The organism is Roseburia sp. MSJ-14, from assembly GCF_018918225.1.
GTDB lineage: Bacteria > Bacillota > Clostridia > Lachnospirales > Lachnospiraceae > Petralouisia.
This window is the reverse complement of record NZ_JAHLQD010000037.1, coordinates 25,418-44,609: the sequence shown is the minus strand read 5'-3', so window position 1 is coordinate 44,609 and position 19,192 is coordinate 25,418. Positions and strand designations below refer to the sequence as shown.

The window sequence follows — 19,192 nt, the reverse complement described above, 5'->3', positions numbered from 1 at the left end:
CGTTCGACTTGCATGTGTTAAGCACGCCGCCAGCGTTCATCCTGAGCCAGGATCAAACTCTCTAAAAAAGTTTTTCCTAACCAGAATCTTTTCTGGCTTACTGTTTTAAGGTCGCATCTATTGATGCTGTCCTGCAAAAAATTCTGTCAGTTTTTACTGACTTTTCCGCCTTATCAGGCGAAAACTCTTAGAATCTTTCAAGGTTGTTTCACTGTTCAGTTATCAAGGTTGTTTGTTTTGCTGTCTCAAGCGACAACTTCTATACCTTATCACAATCATTCGCTTTTGTCAACAACTTTTTAAAACTTTTTATTTTTTTTGTCGAACTTAATCGTTTTTAATCTCTTTTGTTCGACCAGCTTGATTATTCTATCACTTTTTCATTTCTTTGTCAACACTTTTTTAAAACTTTTTTGTTTCTCAGTGTTGATAGAACATCAAGGAACGGAGAAGGAGGGATTTGAACCCTCGCGCCGCTGTTAACGACCTGCACCCTTTCCAGGGGTGTCCCTTCGGCCAGCTTGGGTACTTCTCCATAATTGGCTGAATATCTATAACTAATATTCAATTTCTTTCGTGATTCGCATCACTATTTGCGCTTGCGGAAATGGTTCTTTAAACGGAGAAGGTGGGATTCGAACCCACGGTCCCTTTCGGAATCACTGGTTTTCAAGACCAGCTCCTTAAACCACTCGGACACCTCTCCGGATTGTCCCGCTTTTTACAGCGCAGATATGATTCTAACAAAATAATTCGTAACTGTCAATAGAATTTTTGAATTTTTTCTACTTTTTTTCTTTTTTATAAATGCACTACTAAATACAGCACGATTAATACTGCCTTTTATCGCAGAATAACTGCGCAATCTGTAAATCTTCCGGAGTAGTTATCTTGATATTTTCATACGACCCTAAAATCATTTTTACTTTGTAATCTGTCATTTTTTCTACTACCATAGCATCGTCTGTTACAGAAATTGTTTTTCCTGACTGTTCTTCTGCAATAATCGTTTTATATGTATCCCATATCATTGTTCTTTCAAATGTTTGTGGGGTCTGCACCATCCATACATTGCTTCTGTTTGGAGTTTGAACGGCAAATAAATCTTCATCTGCTATTTTTATCGTATCTTTTACAGGCATTCCCGCTACACATGCTTTATACTTTTCTACTCCTTGGGCGCACCTTTCTATGATTGCATCATCAATAAACGGTCTTGCACCATCATGGATCATAACGTATTGTGCAGTGCTTTCTTCTTTTTCTAAGGCTTGTAATCCGCAAAAAACAGAGTGATAGCGTTCTTTTCCTCCTGATACTATCGCCTTCACTTTTTTTATATTGTACTTTTCAATAATTTCTTTTTGACAATAAGAAATTTCTTCTTTTCCTGTTACCAGTATTATCTCATCTACCATACTCTTTTCAAATGCTAAAAGAGAATAATACAGCACCGGTTTCCCATTTAGCAATAAGTATTGCTTTGGCACGGTGCTGTTCATACGTTTTCCTCTTCCGGCAGAAAGAACTATGGCTGCGTATTTCGGCTTTGCCATACTGCCTCCTATCGTTCTCCTAATTTTAAGTTAGGAACTGCGTTTAAGTCCCAACCATCTCTTTTTCCTGCTATATATTCATAATAGGCTGCCGCACCTATCATAGCTGCGTTATCAGTACAGAAAATAGGTGATGGATGATAAAACTCCACTCCCTTTTTCTGACAGGCTTCTTTCATTCCATTACGCAAGGTTCCATTGGAGGCAACCCCTCCTGCAATAGCAAATTTCTTTATTCCAAATTCATCTACTGCCATCATTGCATGGTCAATTAACACATCTGTCACTGCTTTTTGGAAAGATGCTGCTATATCTGCCTGTACAATGGGAATATTTTTCATTTTACATCCATTTATGTAATTCAAAACTGCGGATTTTACACCGCTGAAACTAAAATCATACGGATCTTCTGCTACTTTCGCTCTTGGGAATGCAATTGCCTCCGAATTGCCTTCTTTGGATACCTTTTCAATTTTTGGTCCTCCCGGATACCCCAATCCGATTGCACGGGCTACTTTATCAAAGGCTTCGCCTGCTGCATCATCTCTGGTTCTTCCTAATATCTCGTATTTTCCATAATCTGCAACTTTTACAAGATGCGTATGACCTCCTGATACTACAAGACATAAAAATGGAGGTTCCAGTTCTTTATTTTCAATATAATTGGCACTGATATGACCTTCAATATGGTGCACACCGATTAAAGGCTTTTTTGCCGCATATGCAATCGCCTTTGCCTCTGCTACTCCAACTAAAAGTGCACCTACCAATCCCGGTCCATAGGTAACTGCTATGGCATCCATTTCTTCTAATGTCATTTCTGCTTCTTTTAGTGCTTCTTCGATTACCTGATTTATTTTTTCTATATGCTTTCTGGATGCAATTTCCGGCACTACGCCTCCATACAACGTATGTAATGCAATTTGAGATGAGATTACATTTGACAACACTTCTCTTCCATTACGCACTACTGCCGCTGCTGTTTCGTCGCATGAGCTTTCGATTGCCAGTATTACTACATCCTGTTTACTGCTTGTCATGTTTCTTTCCTTCCTATAACTTCTTTATTACTATTACTTATTGGTAAAATCCCAAAATTTTCCAGTTTCCATTTGCATCCTTGCGGAGCACATAGGTCTGGCTTGCTTTATTGGCACCTTTTTTTTCTTGAACAAAATAAGACACTTCTACATAGGCGCACTCCTGACCGTTTACTGTCTTATATGTTACTTCGTTGGTGCTGTCTATTGTATAACTGGTAATGGTTTTATCTTCATCTGCATAAGACTTTATGTCTGCCTTTACTGCTGTGAGATAAGTATCTTCCGGATTTTTTTCCTGAAGTTCTTGATCCATTAATTTTCTTGCCTGCTCTGTCAGTTGTTCTAATTCCTTTTCGGTGTGTTCTTCGTTGTAATAACACTTCAAGATTCGATTGTAAAATTTTACTACTTCTCTTGCTGTTTTTGGATAGGACTTATCCAAATCTTTTGTAATTACCTGTTCTACTTCTGTAAGATTTGTCTCTTTCCCTTTGTCGCGATTGGATAAATAATAATAATATCCAATACATAACCCTGCACATAATACCACAATAATAATTGTACGCAGATTCTTTTTCATAGAATCCCCTCCTTCATCCTTTGTTTTCTACTGGAAATCTAGTTCTACTGTTTTTCCATCTTTTCCAAGATGAGCATTGGGATAAATTTTTCGCACTTCTCCCATATATTCTTCTGCCCTTACCAAAGATGGACTGAAATGTGTTAACCACATCTCGGATACTTCTGCATCTTTTGCAATTTGTGCTGCCTCATAAAAGGTCATGTGCTTATATTGCTTTGCTTTTGCCAACTTTTCTTTTTCCGCATACATACCTTCTATAATTAATAAATCGGCATTTTTTGCTTGTTCCGTAATAGCCGGTGTTGGTCTTGTATCGGTACAGTAGGTTACTTTGATTCCTTTTCTCGGCTCGCCTAATACCATATCCGGTGTATAGGTTTTTCCTTCTAATTCTATCGTAGCACCTTTTTGCAGTTTACTCCAATAATTTCTCGGAATCCCCAGTTCTTGTACCTTTTCCAGCTGAAATTGTCCGGCTCTTGGTATTTCTACGGTATATCCATAGCAGGTGATTTTATGATTTACCTTGAATGCTGTAATATGATATCCCTTTATTTCCATTTTTTCTAATGGTTCTGTCAATTCAATAAACTCCAGCTGAAATGGTAAATCCGGTGCTATCACTCGAAGGGAATTTACTACTTTTTCCAATCCTCTTGGTCCTATCATGGTCAATGGTTCTGTTCTGTCTGCATTTCCCATACTAAGTAAAAGTCCCGGCAGCCCGCTGATATGGTCTGCGTGATAATGGGTAAAACACATCACGTCTATTGGCTTTGTACTCCATCCTTTTTCTTTTATAGCAATTTGTGTGCCCTCTCCGCAGTCAATAAGTAAACTGCTTCCATTATATCTTGTCATTAATGACGTAAGCCATCGATATGGAAGGGGCATCATTCCAGCTGTTCCTAATAAACATACATCTAGCATAATATTTCCTTTCAAATGAATTCTGTCACTTCTTGTTTTTGCACAGGAATTTTAAAAGAAGATGTCCACTTATCGTAACATTCCTCACATACATCAAACTCCTGCTTTTCTCCATCTTTCTTTGAAAAATATCCCCACACTTTTTCTACATGAAAAAATTCCTCTGTGTGGATTTCTCCGTTTTTCTGTATTTTTTTCTCACAACAATTGCATCTGATTTCTCCGTTTTCCGTTCTCATCTGTCATCCTCCTAATCGATTTCTATTATAGGTGGTACAGCGTCTTATTGAAAAGAGGGAATCTGTTCCAGCACCATAATCATGGCATCTTCCCTTGGTTTTTCATAAAATCCTTTTCGAACCCCCACACTTTGAAATCCGAATTTCTCATACAATTGAATGGCTGGCGCGTTGGATACTCTCACTTCTAATACGATACGAGTAATTTTCTTTTCTTTTGCCAACTCCAGTAAACCTGAAATTATCTTTTTCCCAATCCCTTGCTTCTGTACTTGTGGACTGACTGCAACATTGGTAATCTCGCCTTCTTCAAAGGAACAGTACATTCCGCAATATCCTAATACCTTTTGTTGGTGCTTTGCTACTACAAATATGGTATCCTGGTTTAATGCATCCAGGAAGCCTTGTTTTGACCATGGCATCGAAAATACCTGTGATTCGATTTCAGCTACTTGCCCTATGTCATTTTTTTGCATTTTTGTCACTATAACACTAGGCTTGTCCATTGGCTTTTTCTTTCTCCATACGTTCTCGTTCTGCCTGTGAAAGCCTTAAATAATCCGGTCTGTGTTCTTCTGCCGTCTGCACTTTGCCTTCTTGATAATATTTTTCTCCCAGGGCTGCTACTGCACCTGCCCGCTGTTTGTTCATATGCGCCGGTGCAAAGGAATACGGTACCTTGCAGTTTTCCTTGATATAGTCACGAAATACAGGTACACCATCTCCTAAAAACACTACGGCTTGTCCCAAATCATTTATTTTTGCAAGAATCTCATTAATTCCCACTGCGCACTGTGGCTCTAGCACATGCATGCCTTCTGCATCAAAGCGATACAAGCCTGTATAAGTCTGATTTCTTCTTGCATCCATTAATGGGCACACCATATCCTTGCATCCATACAGATTATATGCCAGCCCATCTACGGTAGGTATCTGGATTAATGGCTTTTTCAAAGCAAATCCTAGTCCTTTGGCTGTTGCTGAACCGATACGAAGTCCGGTAAAGGAGCCCGGACCGCCGGAAATTGCTATGGCATCTATGGTATTTAAGTCCAACTCTATCATTTTTGCTATTTCATCTAACATAGGCAGTAATGTCTGGGAATGTGTCTTTTTATAATTTACTGTATATTCCGCTAACATATTATCGTCCTCAACCAGCGCAACACTTGCTACTAATCCAGAACTGTCCAATCCTAATATTCTCATTTTTCTACCTCATTTATTGTAATTCTACGATAATCAAAACCTTTTTCTAAGTCTTTTTCTATTTTTATCTCTTTATAATGATCCGGCAAAATTTCTTCTATTAGATTTGCCCATTCAATCATGGTAAGTCCCTGACCGTAAAAATAGTCTTCGTAACCAATCTCATCCATTTCTTCAATATCGCCAATTCGATATACATCAAAATGGTAAAAGGGCATTCTGCCCTCCTCATATACTTGAACAATTGTAAAGGTCGGACTGTTAATTGGTTCGTCGATATCCAGTCCCTTTGCAATTCCCTGAGTTAGTACTGTTTTTCCTACACCTAAGTCTCCTATTAGTGTATATACTTCTCCCGGTTTTGCATTTTCACCTAATTCTTTTCCAAACAAAAATGTTTCTTCCGGGGAAAATGTTTCTTTTATCATATATTTCTCCTATTTTAACTTCAGACGATATTTTTCTAAATGGTCTTTTGCAAGACTTGCTACTGTTTCATATTCTGCGCCTATTACATCTCTTGGAATCACATAGGCATTTACTCTGCTACTGTAAATAAGCAAGTTACTTTTTGTTGAAACAATTTTATAAATCTGATTCCACAAAAGGTCTGCCGTCTGATCATTTTGCGATACATGTATGCCTTCTTCGTCAACTTTATAATGAAGTGCCTGTTTCAGCACATCGGATAACAATATCTGCTGTTTGGAACGGATGTATAAACTTCCCGGTACATATACCAAAAATACTACTCCGAAAATTGCATACAACACAGTATACATGGTATCTACTTTTCCTGCTGTTAAACCTGCCACTACCAGTACCAAAATTCCTATTACCGTTGCAAATATCCCCTGAAATCCATGGTAGGCATGATACAGATTAAATCGGTACATATCTTTCCAAGTAATTGTCACATCAAATTCTGTGCTCATCTGTATTTCTCCATTTCTATTTTCTTCGCATATAGTATAACCTTTTTACAAAAATAGGTCAACGGAAGATTAAAAGTCCCCAACATAAAAAGCCCGACTATCAAACATCTTTTTTGTTTCATAGTCAGACTTTCTGTTAAACTTATTTTTCTATTTTACTTTTTACATATTCTTGATTAAATTTACCATTTCTATTGCGGTGCATGCTGCATCGTATCCCTTGTTTCCTGCTTTTGTACCTGCACGTTCGATTGCCTGCTCAATATTATCCGTAGTCAGTACCCCAAATGTTACCGGTACTTCTGTTTTTAATCCTACGGTTGCAATTCCTTTGCTGACTTCTGCACACACATAATCATAATGGCTGGTAGAGCCTTTGATTACTGCTCCCACACAAACAATGGCATCATACTTTCCGCTTTCTGCCATCTTCTGAGCAATTACCGGAATTTCAAATGCTCCCGGTACCCATGCTAAGGTAATATCATCATCGGAAACTCCATGGCGAACTAAGGCATCCTGTGCTCCGCCGATTAATTTTGATACAATAAATTCGTTAAATCTTGCTGCTACAATTCCTACTTTGATTCCCTGTGCTACTACATTTCCTTCTAATACTTTCATTTTTCTTCCTCTTTTCTTTTTTATCTTGCTTTTTATTAAAAAATACTTTTATACTTTGTGATTTTTTTCACATTGTTTTCTAATATGTAGTCATATGCTGCATTTTATCTTGTTTGGTCTTTAGATAAAATAAATCCGTTTTCTTCGCAGGCATCTGAATCGGCACTCGTTCTTCTATGGTAATACCATAGCCGGATAAGCCACTGATTTTTTTCGGGTTATTGGTCAAAAGACGTAGCTTATGTGCTCCTAAATCATTTAATATCTGTGCTCCGATGCCATAGTCGCGAAGATCCGGAGCAAATCCCAAACGAATATTTGCCTCTACGGTATCTAAGCCTTGCTCCTGAAGTTCATATGCTTTTAGCTTGTTAATCAGTCCAATTCCTCTTCCTTCCTGTCGCATATAAAGCAATATGCCTCTTCCTTCTTTTGCAATAACCTTCATGGCTGTATCTAACTGTTCTCCGCAATCACATCTTCCTGAACCGAAAACATCTCCGGTAAGGCACTCGGAATGTACACGGCAAAGTACCGGTGCTCCGTCTGAAATATTTCCCATAACAAGTGCTACATGATGCTCTCCATTTAACTTATTTTCATAACCGTATATTTCAAATTCTCCATATTTTGTTGGAAGCTTTGCATGAGCCTCGCATCGAACTAAGCTGTCGCGTTCCATACGATAGCGAACTAAATCTGCAATGGTAATCACGGTTAAGCCGAACTTTTCTGCCAACTGCAATAATTCTGTGGTGCGCATCATGGTTCCGTCTTCTCTCATGATTTCGCAACAAAGTCCACAAGGTTTTAATCCTGCAAGTACTGCCAAATCTACCGTTGCTTCTGTGTGTCCTGTTCTTTTCAACACACCGCCTTCTCTGGCTTCTAATGGAAACATGTGCCCCGGTCTGCGAAAATCCTCCGGTTTTGCTCCCTCTTTTACCGTAGCTAACGCTGTCTTGGAACGTTCATAAGCTGAAATTCCCGTGTCTGTATCTACTTCATCAATGGATATGGTAAATGCTGTCTGATGATTATCTGTGTTCTGCTCTACCATCTGTTTTAATCCCAGCTGCTGACACAATTCTTTACTCATAGGCATACAAATCAAGCCTTTTCCATGCGTTGCCATAAAATTTACATTTTCCGGTGTGGCAAATTCTGCTGCACAAATAAAATCTCCTTCGTTTTCTCTGTCCGGGTCATCAATGACCATGACAATTTTTCCCTGGCGAATATCTTCCAATGCCTGTTCAATACTATCTGTTGTGTTCTTCATTTTTTCTCCTCCTGACGAATAACATTAACAAAATCCATATTTTTGTAAAAATTCTTCTGTGACTTTACTTTCTTGCTGTTTCTTGGCTCCACCCACAAAGCGTTCTACATATTTTCCTATGATGTCACATTCTAAATTTACGATATTTCCTATCTGTTTTTCTGACAATGTGGTTTCTTGTCTGGTATGTGGAATAATGGATACCTGAAAGTTTTTTTCTGATACCTTCGCTACGGTAAGACTGATACCATCTATGGCAATGGAGCCTTTTTCCACGATGTAGCGTAATAATTCCGGTGCCGCTTCTATGGTGTACCAAACTGCATTTTCTTCCGGACGAATTTGAACAACACTTCCGGTTCCATCAATATGTCCGGAAACGATATGTCCTCCGAATCTTCCATCTGCCGCCATTGCTCTTTCCAAATTCACATGGTCTTTTGCCTTTATCTGGGATAAACTACTGCGGTGCATGGTTTCTGTCATAACATCTGCCCAGAAACCATCTTTTTCCAGTTTTACTACGGTAAGGCATACACCGTTAACCGCTATGCTATCTCCTAACTTTGTGCCTTCCAGCACTTTGTTACACCCAATCTGAATCATTGCCGAAACACCTTGTTTTCGGATAGACTCTATGATTCCTGTTTCTTCTACAATTCCAGTGAACACGTTTTCTCACCTACCCTTCCTGTAATGCAGATATCTTCCCCATATATTATGGTTTCTACATTTTGAAGCTTAATCGCATCCTGCATTTTCTCTATTCCGTTCCCTTCTATCGGGGACTTTGCCGTTGCTCCCGCTACTAATTTAGGAGCAATAAATGCATATACTCTTTGCACCAACTGTTCTGATAACATGGAGGCATTTAAGGTTCCTCCGCCTTCTAATAAAATACTGTCTATTTTTTGCTCTGCTAATTTTTGCATCAGCTCTTTTAAATTTAGTTGTCCTTGTTTATTTTTGGAAACAGGTAACATATGGAGTCCCTGTTGCTTTAATCGCGCTATTTTTTCTGAATCGCCCTGACAATATGCCAGGATGGTTTCCTGTTCTGGGGCAGTTGTTACTATCTGACTGTTTTCCGGTATTCGCACCTGTGAATCACAGATAATACGAATAGGATTTCTCCCCTGTGGGATACGACAGTTCAACATCGGATTATCTGCCAGAACGGTTCCGATTCCTGCCATAATTCCACGGTATTGATTGCGCAACTGCTGCACTTTATTTCTGGCACTTTCTCCTGTTACCCACTTAGAATCTCCCGTTTCACATGCAATTTTTCCATCTAATGTCATGGCATATTTCATTGCCACAAATGGCATCCCAGTCTCTATGTAATGAAAAAACACTTCGTTGAGTGCCCGGCACTCTTTTTCTAAAATTCCTGTTTCTACTTCAATTCCATGTCCTTCTAAGATTTTAATTCCTTTTCCTGCCACTAATGGGTTAGAATCCCGACACCCTACAAATACGCGCTTTATCTTTTTTTCTATAATAATGTCTGTACATGGCGGTGTCTTTCCCTGATGACAACAGGGTTCTAAGTTCACATATAAGTCTGCGCCTTCTGCTTCTGTTCCACATTTTAGCAAAGCGTTTCGCTCTGCATGAAATCCACCGTATTGTTCATGGAATCCTTCGGAAATCACCTCTCCGTTCTTTACTACCACACATCCCACCATAGGGTTGGGAGATGTTTTCCCCATTCCTTGCGCAGCAAGTTCTAACACTCGTTGCATATATTTTTCTTTTTCCTGCATTTTCATTCTCCTAACTATTGCATAAAAAAACCCCAAGACCGGCAAAAACCAAATCTCAGGGTAAGTAAAACACGCATAAGTTTTCATGCCTGTCATCTTCTTTCATCCAGACTATACTGTCGGCTTCGGAGTTGCTTTGTAGCTCACCGAATCTGCACCTTAGTGCTCGCGGGCTTTACCGCCGGTAGGGAATTGCACCCTGCCCTGAAGATTTCTATATTCTCTTTTTATTTTTGTTTTTTATTTTCTATAGTTTCCTTTTAAAAATGGAGATAACGGCTTGTAAATCACCAATGTGATAATTACACTGAACAATCCTTTTACAAAGGTAAATGGCGCATTAAAGATAATCAAACACTCCAGAATGTTATCTACTCCTGAAAAAATTGCCTGATATGCTGCTAAGATTGTTTCCTTCGGGAGAAAATTGTAATACACCGGATATACAATAAAATAATTAGATACGATACTAATTAATGCCATCAGAAGTGCTCCCAGTAATGCTCCGAAAACTGCGCTCTTTTTTCCCTTCCATTTCTTGTAAACCAAACCTGCCGGAAGTACAAATGCTGCTCCTAAAATAAAATTAGAAAGTTCTCCTACTCCTGCAGTATCTGTCATAAATAAGTGAAGCAAATTCTTAATGAGACAAATTACCACTCCACTAATGGGTCCCATTGCAAAAGTTCCTACTAATGCCGGAAGTTCTGACAAATCCATTTTTATAAAGTTCGGCATAAATGGTGTAGAAAAATCTAAAAACATTAAGATAAATGCAATTGCTGACAACATAGCTGTCATTGTCATCTTCCAAACATTTACTCTTTTCCCATTTCTTACCGTTGTTGTGTTTACAGTATCCATTCTTATCGCTCCTTTTCTTACCATTACTTGTGTATACAAAAAGCCCTGAGAATTAATCTTCTCAGGGCTTGTATCTACTTATTGTTCTATATCACTTCTTCTCTCATCCAGACTGTACTGTCGGTTTTGGATTCGCACCAATATCCTGCCATTATGGCTCACGGACTTGCCCACATTGTGGTATCACCGTCGGTCGGGAATTCTTTTAAAAAGTCACCCTGCCCTGAAGAACTTTATTTTGTTTTCTAAAACGTATTGTACTCGCACTTTTTCATTCTGTCAACTACTCAATGATAATTCCATCAAAGAAATTGTTTCCTTTGCGTACTCTATCATTATTTCTACGATTACGTTGTCCGTTTTTCGGCTTTTGTGTCGGCTTCGTCGTTTTTTGCTTTTCTTTGCGTTCTTCTTTCTTCTGCACCTCTGACTTGCCACCACCGATTTTCATGGTAAGCTGAATACGTTGCTTTTTCTCATCTACGGAAAGCACCTGTACGTCTACAATATCACCTACGCTGACTGCCTCTAATGGATGCTTGATAAAACGGTCACAGATTTCAGAAAGATGTACCAGTCCATCCTGATGCACTCCGATATCTACAAAGGCACCAAAGTCAATTACATTTCGAACGGTTCCTTTTAGAATCATACCCGGTTTTAAATCTTTGATTTCTAACACGTCGCTTCGCAAAATTGGTTTTGGCATATCTTCACGAGGGTCACGCGCCGGTTTTTCCAGTTCTCTTACAATATCCTCCAGTGTAAGTGCACCGATTCCTAATTCTTCTGCTAATGCATCATAATCTGCAATTTTCTTAGAAATCCCCTCTACATTACGATTTTTAACATCTTCCATGGTGTAGCCCAATTTTTCCAACAACTTCTTGGTTGCATCATAACTTTCCGGATGCACACTGGTTCCGTCTAGTGGATTTTTACCATCTGCAATTCGCATAAATCCTGCACACTGCTCGTATGCCTTTGGACCTAATTTTGCCACTTTTAATAGTTGCGCACGAGTCAGGAATCGTCCGTTTTCTTCTCGATATGCTACGATATTTTTTGCAATGACTTTACTGATTCCGGAAATGTATTCTAACAGAGATGCAGATGCTGTGTTAAGGTCTACACCAACCTTATTTACGCAATCTTCTACTACACCGCCTAATGTCTCGCTTAACTTCTTTTGGTTCATATCATGCTGATACTGTCCGACTCCGATGGATTTTGGATCAATCTTTACCAACTCTGCTAATGGATCTTGTAAACGTCTTGCAATGGATGCAGCACTTCTTTGTCCTACATCAAAATTAGGAAACTCTTCTGTTGCCAACTTACTTGCTGAATACACAGAAGCTCCTGCTTCGTTTACAATTACATACTGTACCGGTTTTGGAATCTCTTTTAGCAAATCCACAATTACCATTTCGGATTCACGGGATGCTGTTCCATTTCCTACCGAAATAAGGGATATATCATATTTTTGAATTAACTGTTTTAATATCTTTTTAGACTCTTCTACTTTATTCTGTGGAGCTGTTGGGTAAATGACTACGGTATCTAATACTTTTCCCGTGGAATCTACTACCGCAAGTTTACATCCGGTACGGAATGCCGGGTCCCATCCAAGTACTACTTTTCCAGCAATTGGTGGCTGCATTAAGAGCTGCTCTAAGTTCTTACCAAATACCTTAATTGCTCCATCTTCTGCCTTTTCTGTTAATTCATTACGAATCTCTCGTTCAATGGCAGGTGCAATCAGACGTTTATAGCTGTCTTCTACTACTGCTTTCAATGCAGGTGTTGTATTAGGGTTGTCCTTTTCAATGACCTTCTTTTCTAAGTATCTTAAAATATCTTCTGTTGGAGCTTCGATTTTCACAGTAAGGACTTTCTCTGCCTCACCACGATTCAATGCAAGTATTCGATGTCCTGCCAGTTTTGCAAGACCTTCTTCAAATTCATAATACATTTCGTATACAGATTCTGCTTTTGGATCTTTGGCTGTGGATGTGATTTTTCCTCTTTCCATGGTAACTTTTCGGATATATTTTCGATAATCTGCTTCATCGGAAATACTTTCCGCAAGAATGTCCATGGCACCATTAATAGCATCCTGTGTTGTATTTACCTCTTTTTCCGGATTTAAGAATGCTTTCGCCTCTTCTTCTAATGTCTTATCTGTTTCCTGCTGCATAATTATATTTGCCAGCGGCTCTAATCCTTTTTCTTTGGCAATCGTTGCACGCGTACGACGCTTTGGTCGATATGGACGATACAAGTCTTCTACTACCACCAATGTCTCTGCTGCTAAAATCTGATGTTTCAGCTCTTCTGTCAATTTTCCCTGTTCTTCTATGCTTGCTAATACCTGTCCCTTTTTCTCTTCCAGGTTACGCAAATAGTTCAGTCTTTCATACAGATTACGAAGCACCTCATCGTTTAATGCTCCAGTAGCTTCTTTACGATATCTGGAAATAAAAGGAATGGTGTTTCCTTCGTCAATTAATTTTACGGCAGCTTCTGCCTGATTCTTACGAATATTCAATTCTTCTGCCAGTTTTGCAATTATATCCATTCTAGTTCTCCCTTGCTTTTGAATTCTATGCAAATGCATTCTTTTCCTATTATAGCGGATTTAGAAATTGGTTTCAAGAAATACCTTTTTGACAAATAAAAAAAGAACCGTTATACTGCAAATGGTAATAACGATTAAAGGAAAATTTATATGAAACGTGAACGAAAAAAGGAAGAAACCGCCCTTTTTTACATTGGCTGGTTTTTTGTCATCATTTTATTTATTATTTATATACTTTTGAAGAAAATGCCTTCACTTTTTCAAGCAAATGGGCCTTGTCTCATACACATGCTTTTTGGTATCTATTGCCCTGGTTGTGGAGGTACTCGTGCTATCTCTGCTTTTTTTCATGGACACCTGTGGAATTCTTTTGTCTGTCATCCCATTGTGCCTTACACCTTTCTTCTTGGGGGATGGTTTCTTATCAGTCAGACAGTGGAACGTGTTTCAAAACATAAATTAAAAATCGGACTACACTACCGTGACATGTATCTATGGATTGCCCTTGCCATTGTAGTTTTAAATTTTATTGTAAAAAATGTACTGTTGCTTGTATGGCAGATTGACCTTCTCGGAAACTATACTCTTTAAAAAATCCTTATGTATTGGAAATGGTTTCTCCATACATAAGGATTTCATTTACGCAATTTTCGCGTGGTTTATTCTTCCATAAATTTATCGTGTACTGCCCGCATTGCCTTTTCCACATCTTCTTCGTTGATTAACACGGTAATACGAATCTCAGAGGTAACAATCATTCGGATATTGATTCCCACATTGTAAAGGGCTTCAAACATCTGTGCTGCCACACCCGGATTTGACTGTACGCCTGCACCTACAATAGATACTTTGGCAACTGTATCGTCAAACTTAATTTCTTTTGCAGTAATACGATTCTTATTCTCTTCTAAAATAGCAACTGCTTCTTTTAAATCATCTCTTGCTACTGTAAAAGAAATGTCCTTACTGCCATCGCGTCCAATGGACTGAAGGATTACATCTACATTAATATTATGCTTTGCCAATAAATCAAATATCTTAAATGCGATTCCCGGTGTATCTTCTACTCCGATGATTGCAATTCGTGCAGCATTTTTGTCTACTGCCACACCACTAATCAGCATACTTTCCACGTCTGTTTCCTCCTTCACAACGGTTCCTTCTGCATTATTCAGGCTGGAACGAACTACCAGCTGAACTCCATACTTCTTTGCCATTTCCACAGAACGATTGTGTAGAACCTTTGCTCCAAGTGTTGCCAATTCTAACATCTCATCATAAGTAATTTCTTTTAATTTCTTAGCTTGCGGCACAATTCTGGGATCTGCTGTATAGACACCTTCCACATCTGTATAAATCTCACATGCATCTGCATGAAGTGCTGCTGCTAAGGCAACTGCTGTGGTATCGGAACCGCCACGCCCCAATGTAGTAATATCATCATACTTATTGACTCCCTGAAAACCAGTTATAATTACAATTTTACGAGATTCCAACTCATGTTGAATCCGTTCTGTATCTATTCGCTTAAAACGAGCATTTCCATAACTGGATGATGTATGCATTACAACTTGAAATGCATTTAAAGAAACCGATGGCACTCCTAATGCGGACATTGCCATGGACATTAAGGCTACCGAAGTCTGTTCACCTGTTGCAAGCAACATATCCAATTCACGTTTGGATGGATTGGGATTAATATTCTTCGCCATCTCGATTAAATGATCTGTGGTTTTGCCCATTGCGGACAAAACCACCACTACGTCATTTCCATTCTGATATTCTTCGATACATCTTTTTGCAACATGAAAAATTCTTTCTTTGTCGGCAACAGAACTTCCACCGAACTTTTTTACAATCAGCATATCTTTCTCCCGAATTCCCTATTATCCTACTTCTTTAACATAAAACACATTATATTATATGCTTTTTTGTAATATGGAATTCATTTTTCATTTCTATTCTACACGAATGCGTTGACGCATATTTTTGAGTTTTGCTGACTTCTCTTCAAACTCTTCTTCCGTCAATACATCTGTTACGAATCCAACTTCGTCTGTAATTTCCGGAACTTTCACAAATTCCACATTTCCAAATATTGCTGTTACCTCTTCTTCGCTGTCTGTTGTTCTTACGAAGAAACGGCTACTTGCCTTTTTACAATCTACCAATTCTAACTTCTTGGAACTCCAGGAAATCATAATATTTCTATGTAAATGCTTTGCAATGTCTACAATATCAGCAACTACTGCACTTGCAGTTGGAAGCTTTCCTGCTCCACTTCCGTAAAACATAGCATCTCCTAATACGTTTCCATGTACAAAAATCGCATTAAATACATCATTAACGCTAAATAATGGATGCTGCTGTGACAACATAAATGGTGCTACCATAGCATAATAACTGTCTCCTACCTTCTTGCTGGTAGCAAGCAACTTAATTACTCTGCCCATTGCTTTTGCATACTTAATATCTGTTGCTGTAATCTTGGTGATTCCTTCTGTATAAATTTCTTCAAAATCTACCTGTTGTCCACATACCAAGGAAGTTAAAATAGCAATCTTACGACAAGCATCATAACCTTCAATATCTGCGGTTGGGTCTGCCTCTGCATATCCTCTAGACTGTGCGTCTTTTAACACATCATCAAATTCAAGTCCTTCAAAGGTCATTTTGCTTAACATATAGTTGGTTGTACCATTTAAGATTCCGGTAATTTCTTCGATTTCATCTGCTGTTAAAGAAGAATTCAAAGGACGAATAATCGGAATCCCTCCTCCTACACTTGCTTCAAATAAGAAGTTAATATCCTTCTCTTTTGCAATTGCAAGAAGTTCTGCTCCGTGTTTTGCCACTAATGCTTTATTGGAAGTAGCTACATTTTTTCCTGCCATTAAGGCACGTTTTACAAATGTGTATGCCGGCTCTACGCCACCCATTGCTTCTACTACTACCTGTACCTCTTCATCATTGGCAATTATATCATAATCATGAACTACTTTATCTGCCATTGGATCTCCCGGGAAATCCCGTAAATCTAATATGTACTTTACTTCGATTTCATCGCCTGCACGCTTGGCAATGCTTTCTCTATTTGTGTTTAATACTTCTACTACTCCGGAACCGATAGTTCCATAACCTAAAATCGCTATCTTGATCATGTTGTCACTCCCTGGCTAAAATTTTTAAATAATGTATGCCTTCCTGTTGCTCAATGTTTTCCACCATCTGGGACACATTCTTTGTATCTGGCAGCACATCAACGCTTAAGGTCAGCGAAGCAATTCCATTAACGGGTATACTCTGATGAATCGTAAGAATGTTTGCATGAAAATCTGCTACAATCCTAAGAACAACTGACAAAAGTCCCGGTTCATCATCCATCTGTATCACCATGGTAATCGTCTTTCCCTTGGCATTGTCATGAAATGGAAAGATGTCATCTTTATACTTATAAAAAGAGCTTCTGCTGATTCCAACCATATCAGTTGCTTCCTGTACAGATTCAGCCCGCTCTGATTCCAAAAGCCTCTTCGCTTCAACCACCTTCAACAATACCTCAGGAACAGCTTTTTTCTTCAAAACAAAATATTTTGTTTTTTCTTGCATTTTGCCCTCCTGGTGTGTTTGTCTGTGAAATACATTTGTGCTCATAGGAAAGATGTTAGCATATTTATGCATGCAATGCAACACCTTTTTCTATTTTATTACTAAAATTTCCTACTTCCGCCACCGGATACTCTTCCTCCGGCGCCAACATGTGTGGTTGTTTTTCCGCCACTTCCACCACTTCCGTCTGATTTCGGAATATGTCTGTGGGTAACAAACTGATTTACAAAAGCATCTTCTTTTTTTCTTAATTTTACACTTCCATTTTTCTCAATTGAATATTTATAACCACCAAATTTCAAACGATAAGAACCGATAATACATCCAATGGTCAGTCCACCTGCTGCAATTGCTATTATAAAAGCAATTCCTGCTTCTACCGGTGTAATCTGACGATATACATATTTTGCCGTTTTTTTCAGCATTGCTTCAAAGGCTTTTCCGTATTCTTCATCGCTTACTTTTTCATAGCCTGCATCCAAAATATTATCTCTTTTGGCATCGTTGATACAATCAATTGCTTCTCCAAAGGTTCGCATGATAAGCTCTCGATTATCCATATCAACGAAAAAGATGATTCCATCATCGCAAGTAGTATAATCATCAAACCACTTTTCGGCATAATAGGTTGCATCCATTCCTTCGGCATCATCTGTAGTAACCGCCATTACATCCCAGCCGGTTTTTTCTTCCATCTTTTCTATCTGGGATTCTATTTCCTCTATTTCGGACTGACTTAATAAACCTGCCTGATCTGTCACCTGACTATTAGCTGCATTTGCTGAAAATCCGCTTCCCATCACAAAGATACAGGTAAGCAGCAATGCCAGTATAACTTTTTTACCCTCAAAATATGTACTTTGCTTTTTTCTCATTCTCATAACAGATATCCCCCCATCAATGCCAAAATTAATACCACTCCAAAAACAATTCCACCCAGTATCCATACTTTTTTGTAATCAATCGGAAGTTCTCCGTATACTTTTCCATCCTGGCCATTCATGGAATAATAATACATTTTTCCATTTTTTCCTTTATAGGTAACGGTCCAGACAGGAAGCATGGTGTAATCCCAATTTTCCTGTGTCTGATTCAAATGACAGCTTTTTACCGATATGGAAGAATATCCTTTTACCGTTCCTCGCAAAATCTTTTCACCATACTCATTGGCTTCCTGCTGCACCTGTTTGTTTAGCTCTGTTCTTTCAATGTCACGCTTTTCTGCTAAAAACCCGGACAAAAATCCCATATGAAACTTCTGTACCTTACTGACATCATACGGAAGTACTCCCTCTGCCAGCTTAGCGTTTGACTTCTTTAATGCATTCTTGGTAATGTCCTCTAAATGAACATCACCTTCACGTTCTACGCAGTATACCTTTGTCTCGGTATACTCTGTATCTCCGCTTCGCCATACACGGACATTTCTGCCCTCTGCCTGCATAGAGCCTTCCATATCCATATCTACCATCCAATATGGAAAATATACACCGGAAATCTTTTCAATCTGTTGTTTGTTAAAAAATGCCTTTGGTACAAACTTCTTACTATGTACATAGTCTAAAAACTTCTCTGTTGCCTGTTTTTTATCAATAGCAAACGGAATAATTTTATCCGGCAAAAACTCGCCGGATACCCTTCCTGACAACACCACCGGATTATGACAATAATAGCAAAATGTTGCTGCTGTTGTCTCATCTGTTACAATTTCCGCACCACAGCTTGGGCAGTGATAAATCACTGCCTCCTGTGTTTCTTTTTCTGTGGTATTTTCTTCTTGTGTATCTTCCTCAAAGTTTACCGCTTTTTCTTCACTGCCTTCCTCCGGCTTTAATGCTTCTAATTCTTCTTGAGAAAAATCAGAAAGACAGTATTCGCATTTATATTTCTGCGTAGTCGGGCTAAAAATCAACTCACCGCCACAGTGAGGACACTTATAACTTACTACTGCCATTGGTACTCTCCCTT

21 protein-coding genes, 2 tRNA genes, 1 rRNA gene and 2 riboswitches are annotated in these 19,192 nt (G+C 38.7%); of the genes, 1 reads left to right on the top strand and 23 read right to left on the bottom strand.

Features of this window, described 5'->3' with window-relative positions; genetic code table 11:
* The 18 genes from KQI83_RS12435 to KQI83_RS12350 form a co-directional block, all read right to left on the bottom strand.
* Positions 1-68 (bottom strand): 16S ribosomal RNA (locus KQI83_RS12435); the annotation flags it as partial.
* A gap of 377 nt (positions 69-445) precedes the next feature.
* Positions 446-535, bottom strand: a tRNA-Ser gene (locus tag KQI83_RS12430).
* An 85-nt stretch (positions 536-620) separates the two neighbouring features.
* A tRNA-Ser gene (locus tag KQI83_RS12425) sits at positions 621-706 on the bottom strand.
* 124 nt (positions 707-830) lie between these two features.
* A complete protein-coding gene (gene ispD, locus KQI83_RS12420; RefSeq protein ID WP_216558559.1) occupies positions 831-1,556 on the bottom strand; it encodes a 2-C-methyl-D-erythritol 4-phosphate cytidylyltransferase in 726 nt (241 codons plus the stop codon).
* An 8-nt stretch (positions 1,557-1,564) separates the two neighbouring features.
* Positions 1,565-2,596: a tRNA (adenosine(37)-N6)-threonylcarbamoyltransferase complex transferase subunit TsaD gene (tsaD, locus tag KQI83_RS12415; protein WP_216558556.1), complete on the bottom strand. Its 1,032-nt coding sequence runs from the start codon at positions 2,594-2,596 to the stop codon at positions 1,565-1,567.
* 37 nt (positions 2,597-2,633) lie between these two features.
* Positions 2,634-3,179: a DUF6715 family protein gene (locus KQI83_RS12410; RefSeq protein WP_216558554.1), complete on the bottom strand. Its 546-nt coding sequence runs from the start codon at positions 3,177-3,179 to the stop codon at positions 2,634-2,636.
* A 27-nt stretch (positions 3,180-3,206) separates the two neighbouring features.
* The gene (locus KQI83_RS12405) at positions 3,207-4,112 is read right to left on the bottom strand and encodes a ribonuclease Z (protein ID WP_216558551.1); all 906 of its coding nucleotides are present in this window, start codon (positions 4,110-4,112) and stop codon (positions 3,207-3,209) included.
* An 11-nt stretch (positions 4,113-4,123) separates the two neighbouring features.
* The gene (locus tag KQI83_RS12400; protein ID WP_216558548.1) at positions 4,124-4,351 is read right to left on the bottom strand and encodes a hypothetical protein; all 228 of its coding nucleotides are present in this window, start codon (positions 4,349-4,351) and stop codon (positions 4,124-4,126) included.
* 44 nt (positions 4,352-4,395) lie between these two features.
* Positions 4,396-4,857 (bottom strand): ribosomal protein S18-alanine N-acetyltransferase, encoded by a 462-nt coding sequence (gene rimI, locus KQI83_RS12395; RefSeq protein ID WP_253295616.1) that lies wholly within the window; start codon positions 4,855-4,857, stop codon positions 4,396-4,398.
* Positions 4,844-5,560: a tRNA (adenosine(37)-N6)-threonylcarbamoyltransferase complex dimerization subunit type 1 TsaB gene (gene tsaB, locus KQI83_RS12390; RefSeq protein ID WP_216558544.1), complete on the bottom strand. Its 717-nt coding sequence runs from the start codon at positions 5,558-5,560 to the stop codon at positions 4,844-4,846. The genes rimI and tsaB overlap by 14 nt, the downstream gene beginning before the upstream one ends.
* Entirely contained in the window at positions 5,557-5,988 is a 432-nt protein-coding gene (tsaE, locus tag KQI83_RS12385) for a tRNA (adenosine(37)-N6)-threonylcarbamoyltransferase complex ATPase subunit type 1 TsaE (RefSeq protein ID WP_216558541.1), read from the bottom strand. The genes tsaB and tsaE overlap by 4 nt, the downstream gene beginning before the upstream one ends.
* 9 nt (positions 5,989-5,997) lie before the next feature.
* Positions 5,998-6,495, bottom strand: coding sequence for a YcxB family protein (locus KQI83_RS12380; RefSeq protein ID WP_216558536.1), 498 nt, complete (start codon positions 6,493-6,495; stop codon positions 5,998-6,000).
* Positions 6,496-6,657: 162 nt separating this feature from the next.
* Positions 6,658-7,119 carry a 6,7-dimethyl-8-ribityllumazine synthase gene (gene ribH, locus KQI83_RS12375; RefSeq protein ID WP_216558533.1) on the bottom strand — a complete coding sequence of 154 codons (462 nt, stop codon included), beginning with the start codon at positions 7,117-7,119 and terminating at the stop codon, positions 6,658-6,660.
* Between the two features lie 79 nt (positions 7,120-7,198).
* The gene (locus tag KQI83_RS12370; RefSeq protein ID WP_216558530.1) at positions 7,199-8,401 is read right to left on the bottom strand and encodes a bifunctional 3,4-dihydroxy-2-butanone-4-phosphate synthase/GTP cyclohydrolase II; all 1,203 of its coding nucleotides are present in this window, start codon (positions 8,399-8,401) and stop codon (positions 7,199-7,201) included.
* Positions 8,402-8,425: 24 nt separating this feature from the next.
* A complete protein-coding gene (gene ribE / locus KQI83_RS12365; RefSeq protein ID WP_216558527.1) occupies positions 8,426-9,073 on the bottom strand; it encodes a riboflavin synthase in 648 nt (215 codons plus the stop codon).
* Entirely contained in the window at positions 9,055-10,170 is a 1,116-nt protein-coding gene (gene ribD, locus KQI83_RS12360) for a bifunctional diaminohydroxyphosphoribosylaminopyrimidine deaminase/5-amino-6-(5-phosphoribosylamino)uracil reductase RibD (protein ID WP_216558524.1), read from the bottom strand. Before ribD ends, ribE begins: the two co-directional genes overlap by 19 nt.
* A gap of 90 nt (positions 10,171-10,260) precedes the next feature.
* Positions 10,261-10,386, bottom strand: a riboswitch (FMN riboswitch).
* 24 nt (positions 10,387-10,410) lie between these two features.
* Positions 10,411-11,034, bottom strand: coding sequence for an ECF transporter S component (locus KQI83_RS12355; RefSeq protein WP_216558521.1), 624 nt, complete (start codon positions 11,032-11,034; stop codon positions 10,411-10,413).
* Between the two features lie 91 nt (positions 11,035-11,125).
* Positions 11,126-11,269: riboswitch (FMN riboswitch) on the bottom strand.
* A gap of 48 nt (positions 11,270-11,317) precedes the next feature.
* Complete coding sequence (locus KQI83_RS12350; protein ID WP_216558518.1) at positions 11,318-13,615, bottom strand: Tex family protein; 2,298 nt, start codon at positions 13,613-13,615, stop codon at positions 11,318-11,320.
* Between the two features lie 150 nt (positions 13,616-13,765).
* Between KQI83_RS12350 and KQI83_RS12345 the strand changes: the two genes are divergently transcribed.
* The gene (locus KQI83_RS12345; protein ID WP_216558515.1) at positions 13,766-14,206 is read left to right on the top strand and encodes a DUF2752 domain-containing protein; all 441 of its coding nucleotides are present in this window, start codon (positions 13,766-13,768) and stop codon (positions 14,204-14,206) included.
* A 68-nt stretch (positions 14,207-14,274) separates the two neighbouring features.
* Here the strand turns inward: KQI83_RS12345 and KQI83_RS12340 are convergent, their stop codons facing one another.
* The 5 genes from KQI83_RS12340 to KQI83_RS12320 form a co-directional block, all read right to left on the bottom strand.
* Complete coding sequence (locus KQI83_RS12340; protein ID WP_216558512.1) at positions 14,275-15,480, bottom strand: aspartate kinase; 1,206 nt, start codon at positions 15,478-15,480, stop codon at positions 14,275-14,277.
* A 93-nt stretch (positions 15,481-15,573) separates the two neighbouring features.
* The gene (locus tag KQI83_RS12335; protein ID WP_216558509.1) at positions 15,574-16,776 is read right to left on the bottom strand and encodes a homoserine dehydrogenase; all 1,203 of its coding nucleotides are present in this window, start codon (positions 16,774-16,776) and stop codon (positions 15,574-15,576) included.
* Between the two features lie 4 nt (positions 16,777-16,780).
* A complete protein-coding gene (locus tag KQI83_RS12330; protein ID WP_216558506.1) occupies positions 16,781-17,224 on the bottom strand; it encodes an ACT domain-containing protein in 444 nt (147 codons plus the stop codon).
* A gap of 101 nt (positions 17,225-17,325) precedes the next feature.
* Positions 17,326-18,105, bottom strand: coding sequence for a TPM domain-containing protein (locus KQI83_RS12325; RefSeq protein ID WP_216558503.1), 780 nt, complete (start codon positions 18,103-18,105; stop codon positions 17,326-17,328).
* A complete protein-coding gene (locus tag KQI83_RS12320) occupies positions 18,102-19,178 on the bottom strand; it encodes a TFIIB-type zinc ribbon-containing protein (protein ID WP_216558500.1) in 1,077 nt (358 codons plus the stop codon). Before KQI83_RS12320 ends, KQI83_RS12325 begins: the two co-directional genes overlap by 4 nt.
* Between the last annotated feature and the right edge of the window lie 14 nt (positions 19,179-19,192).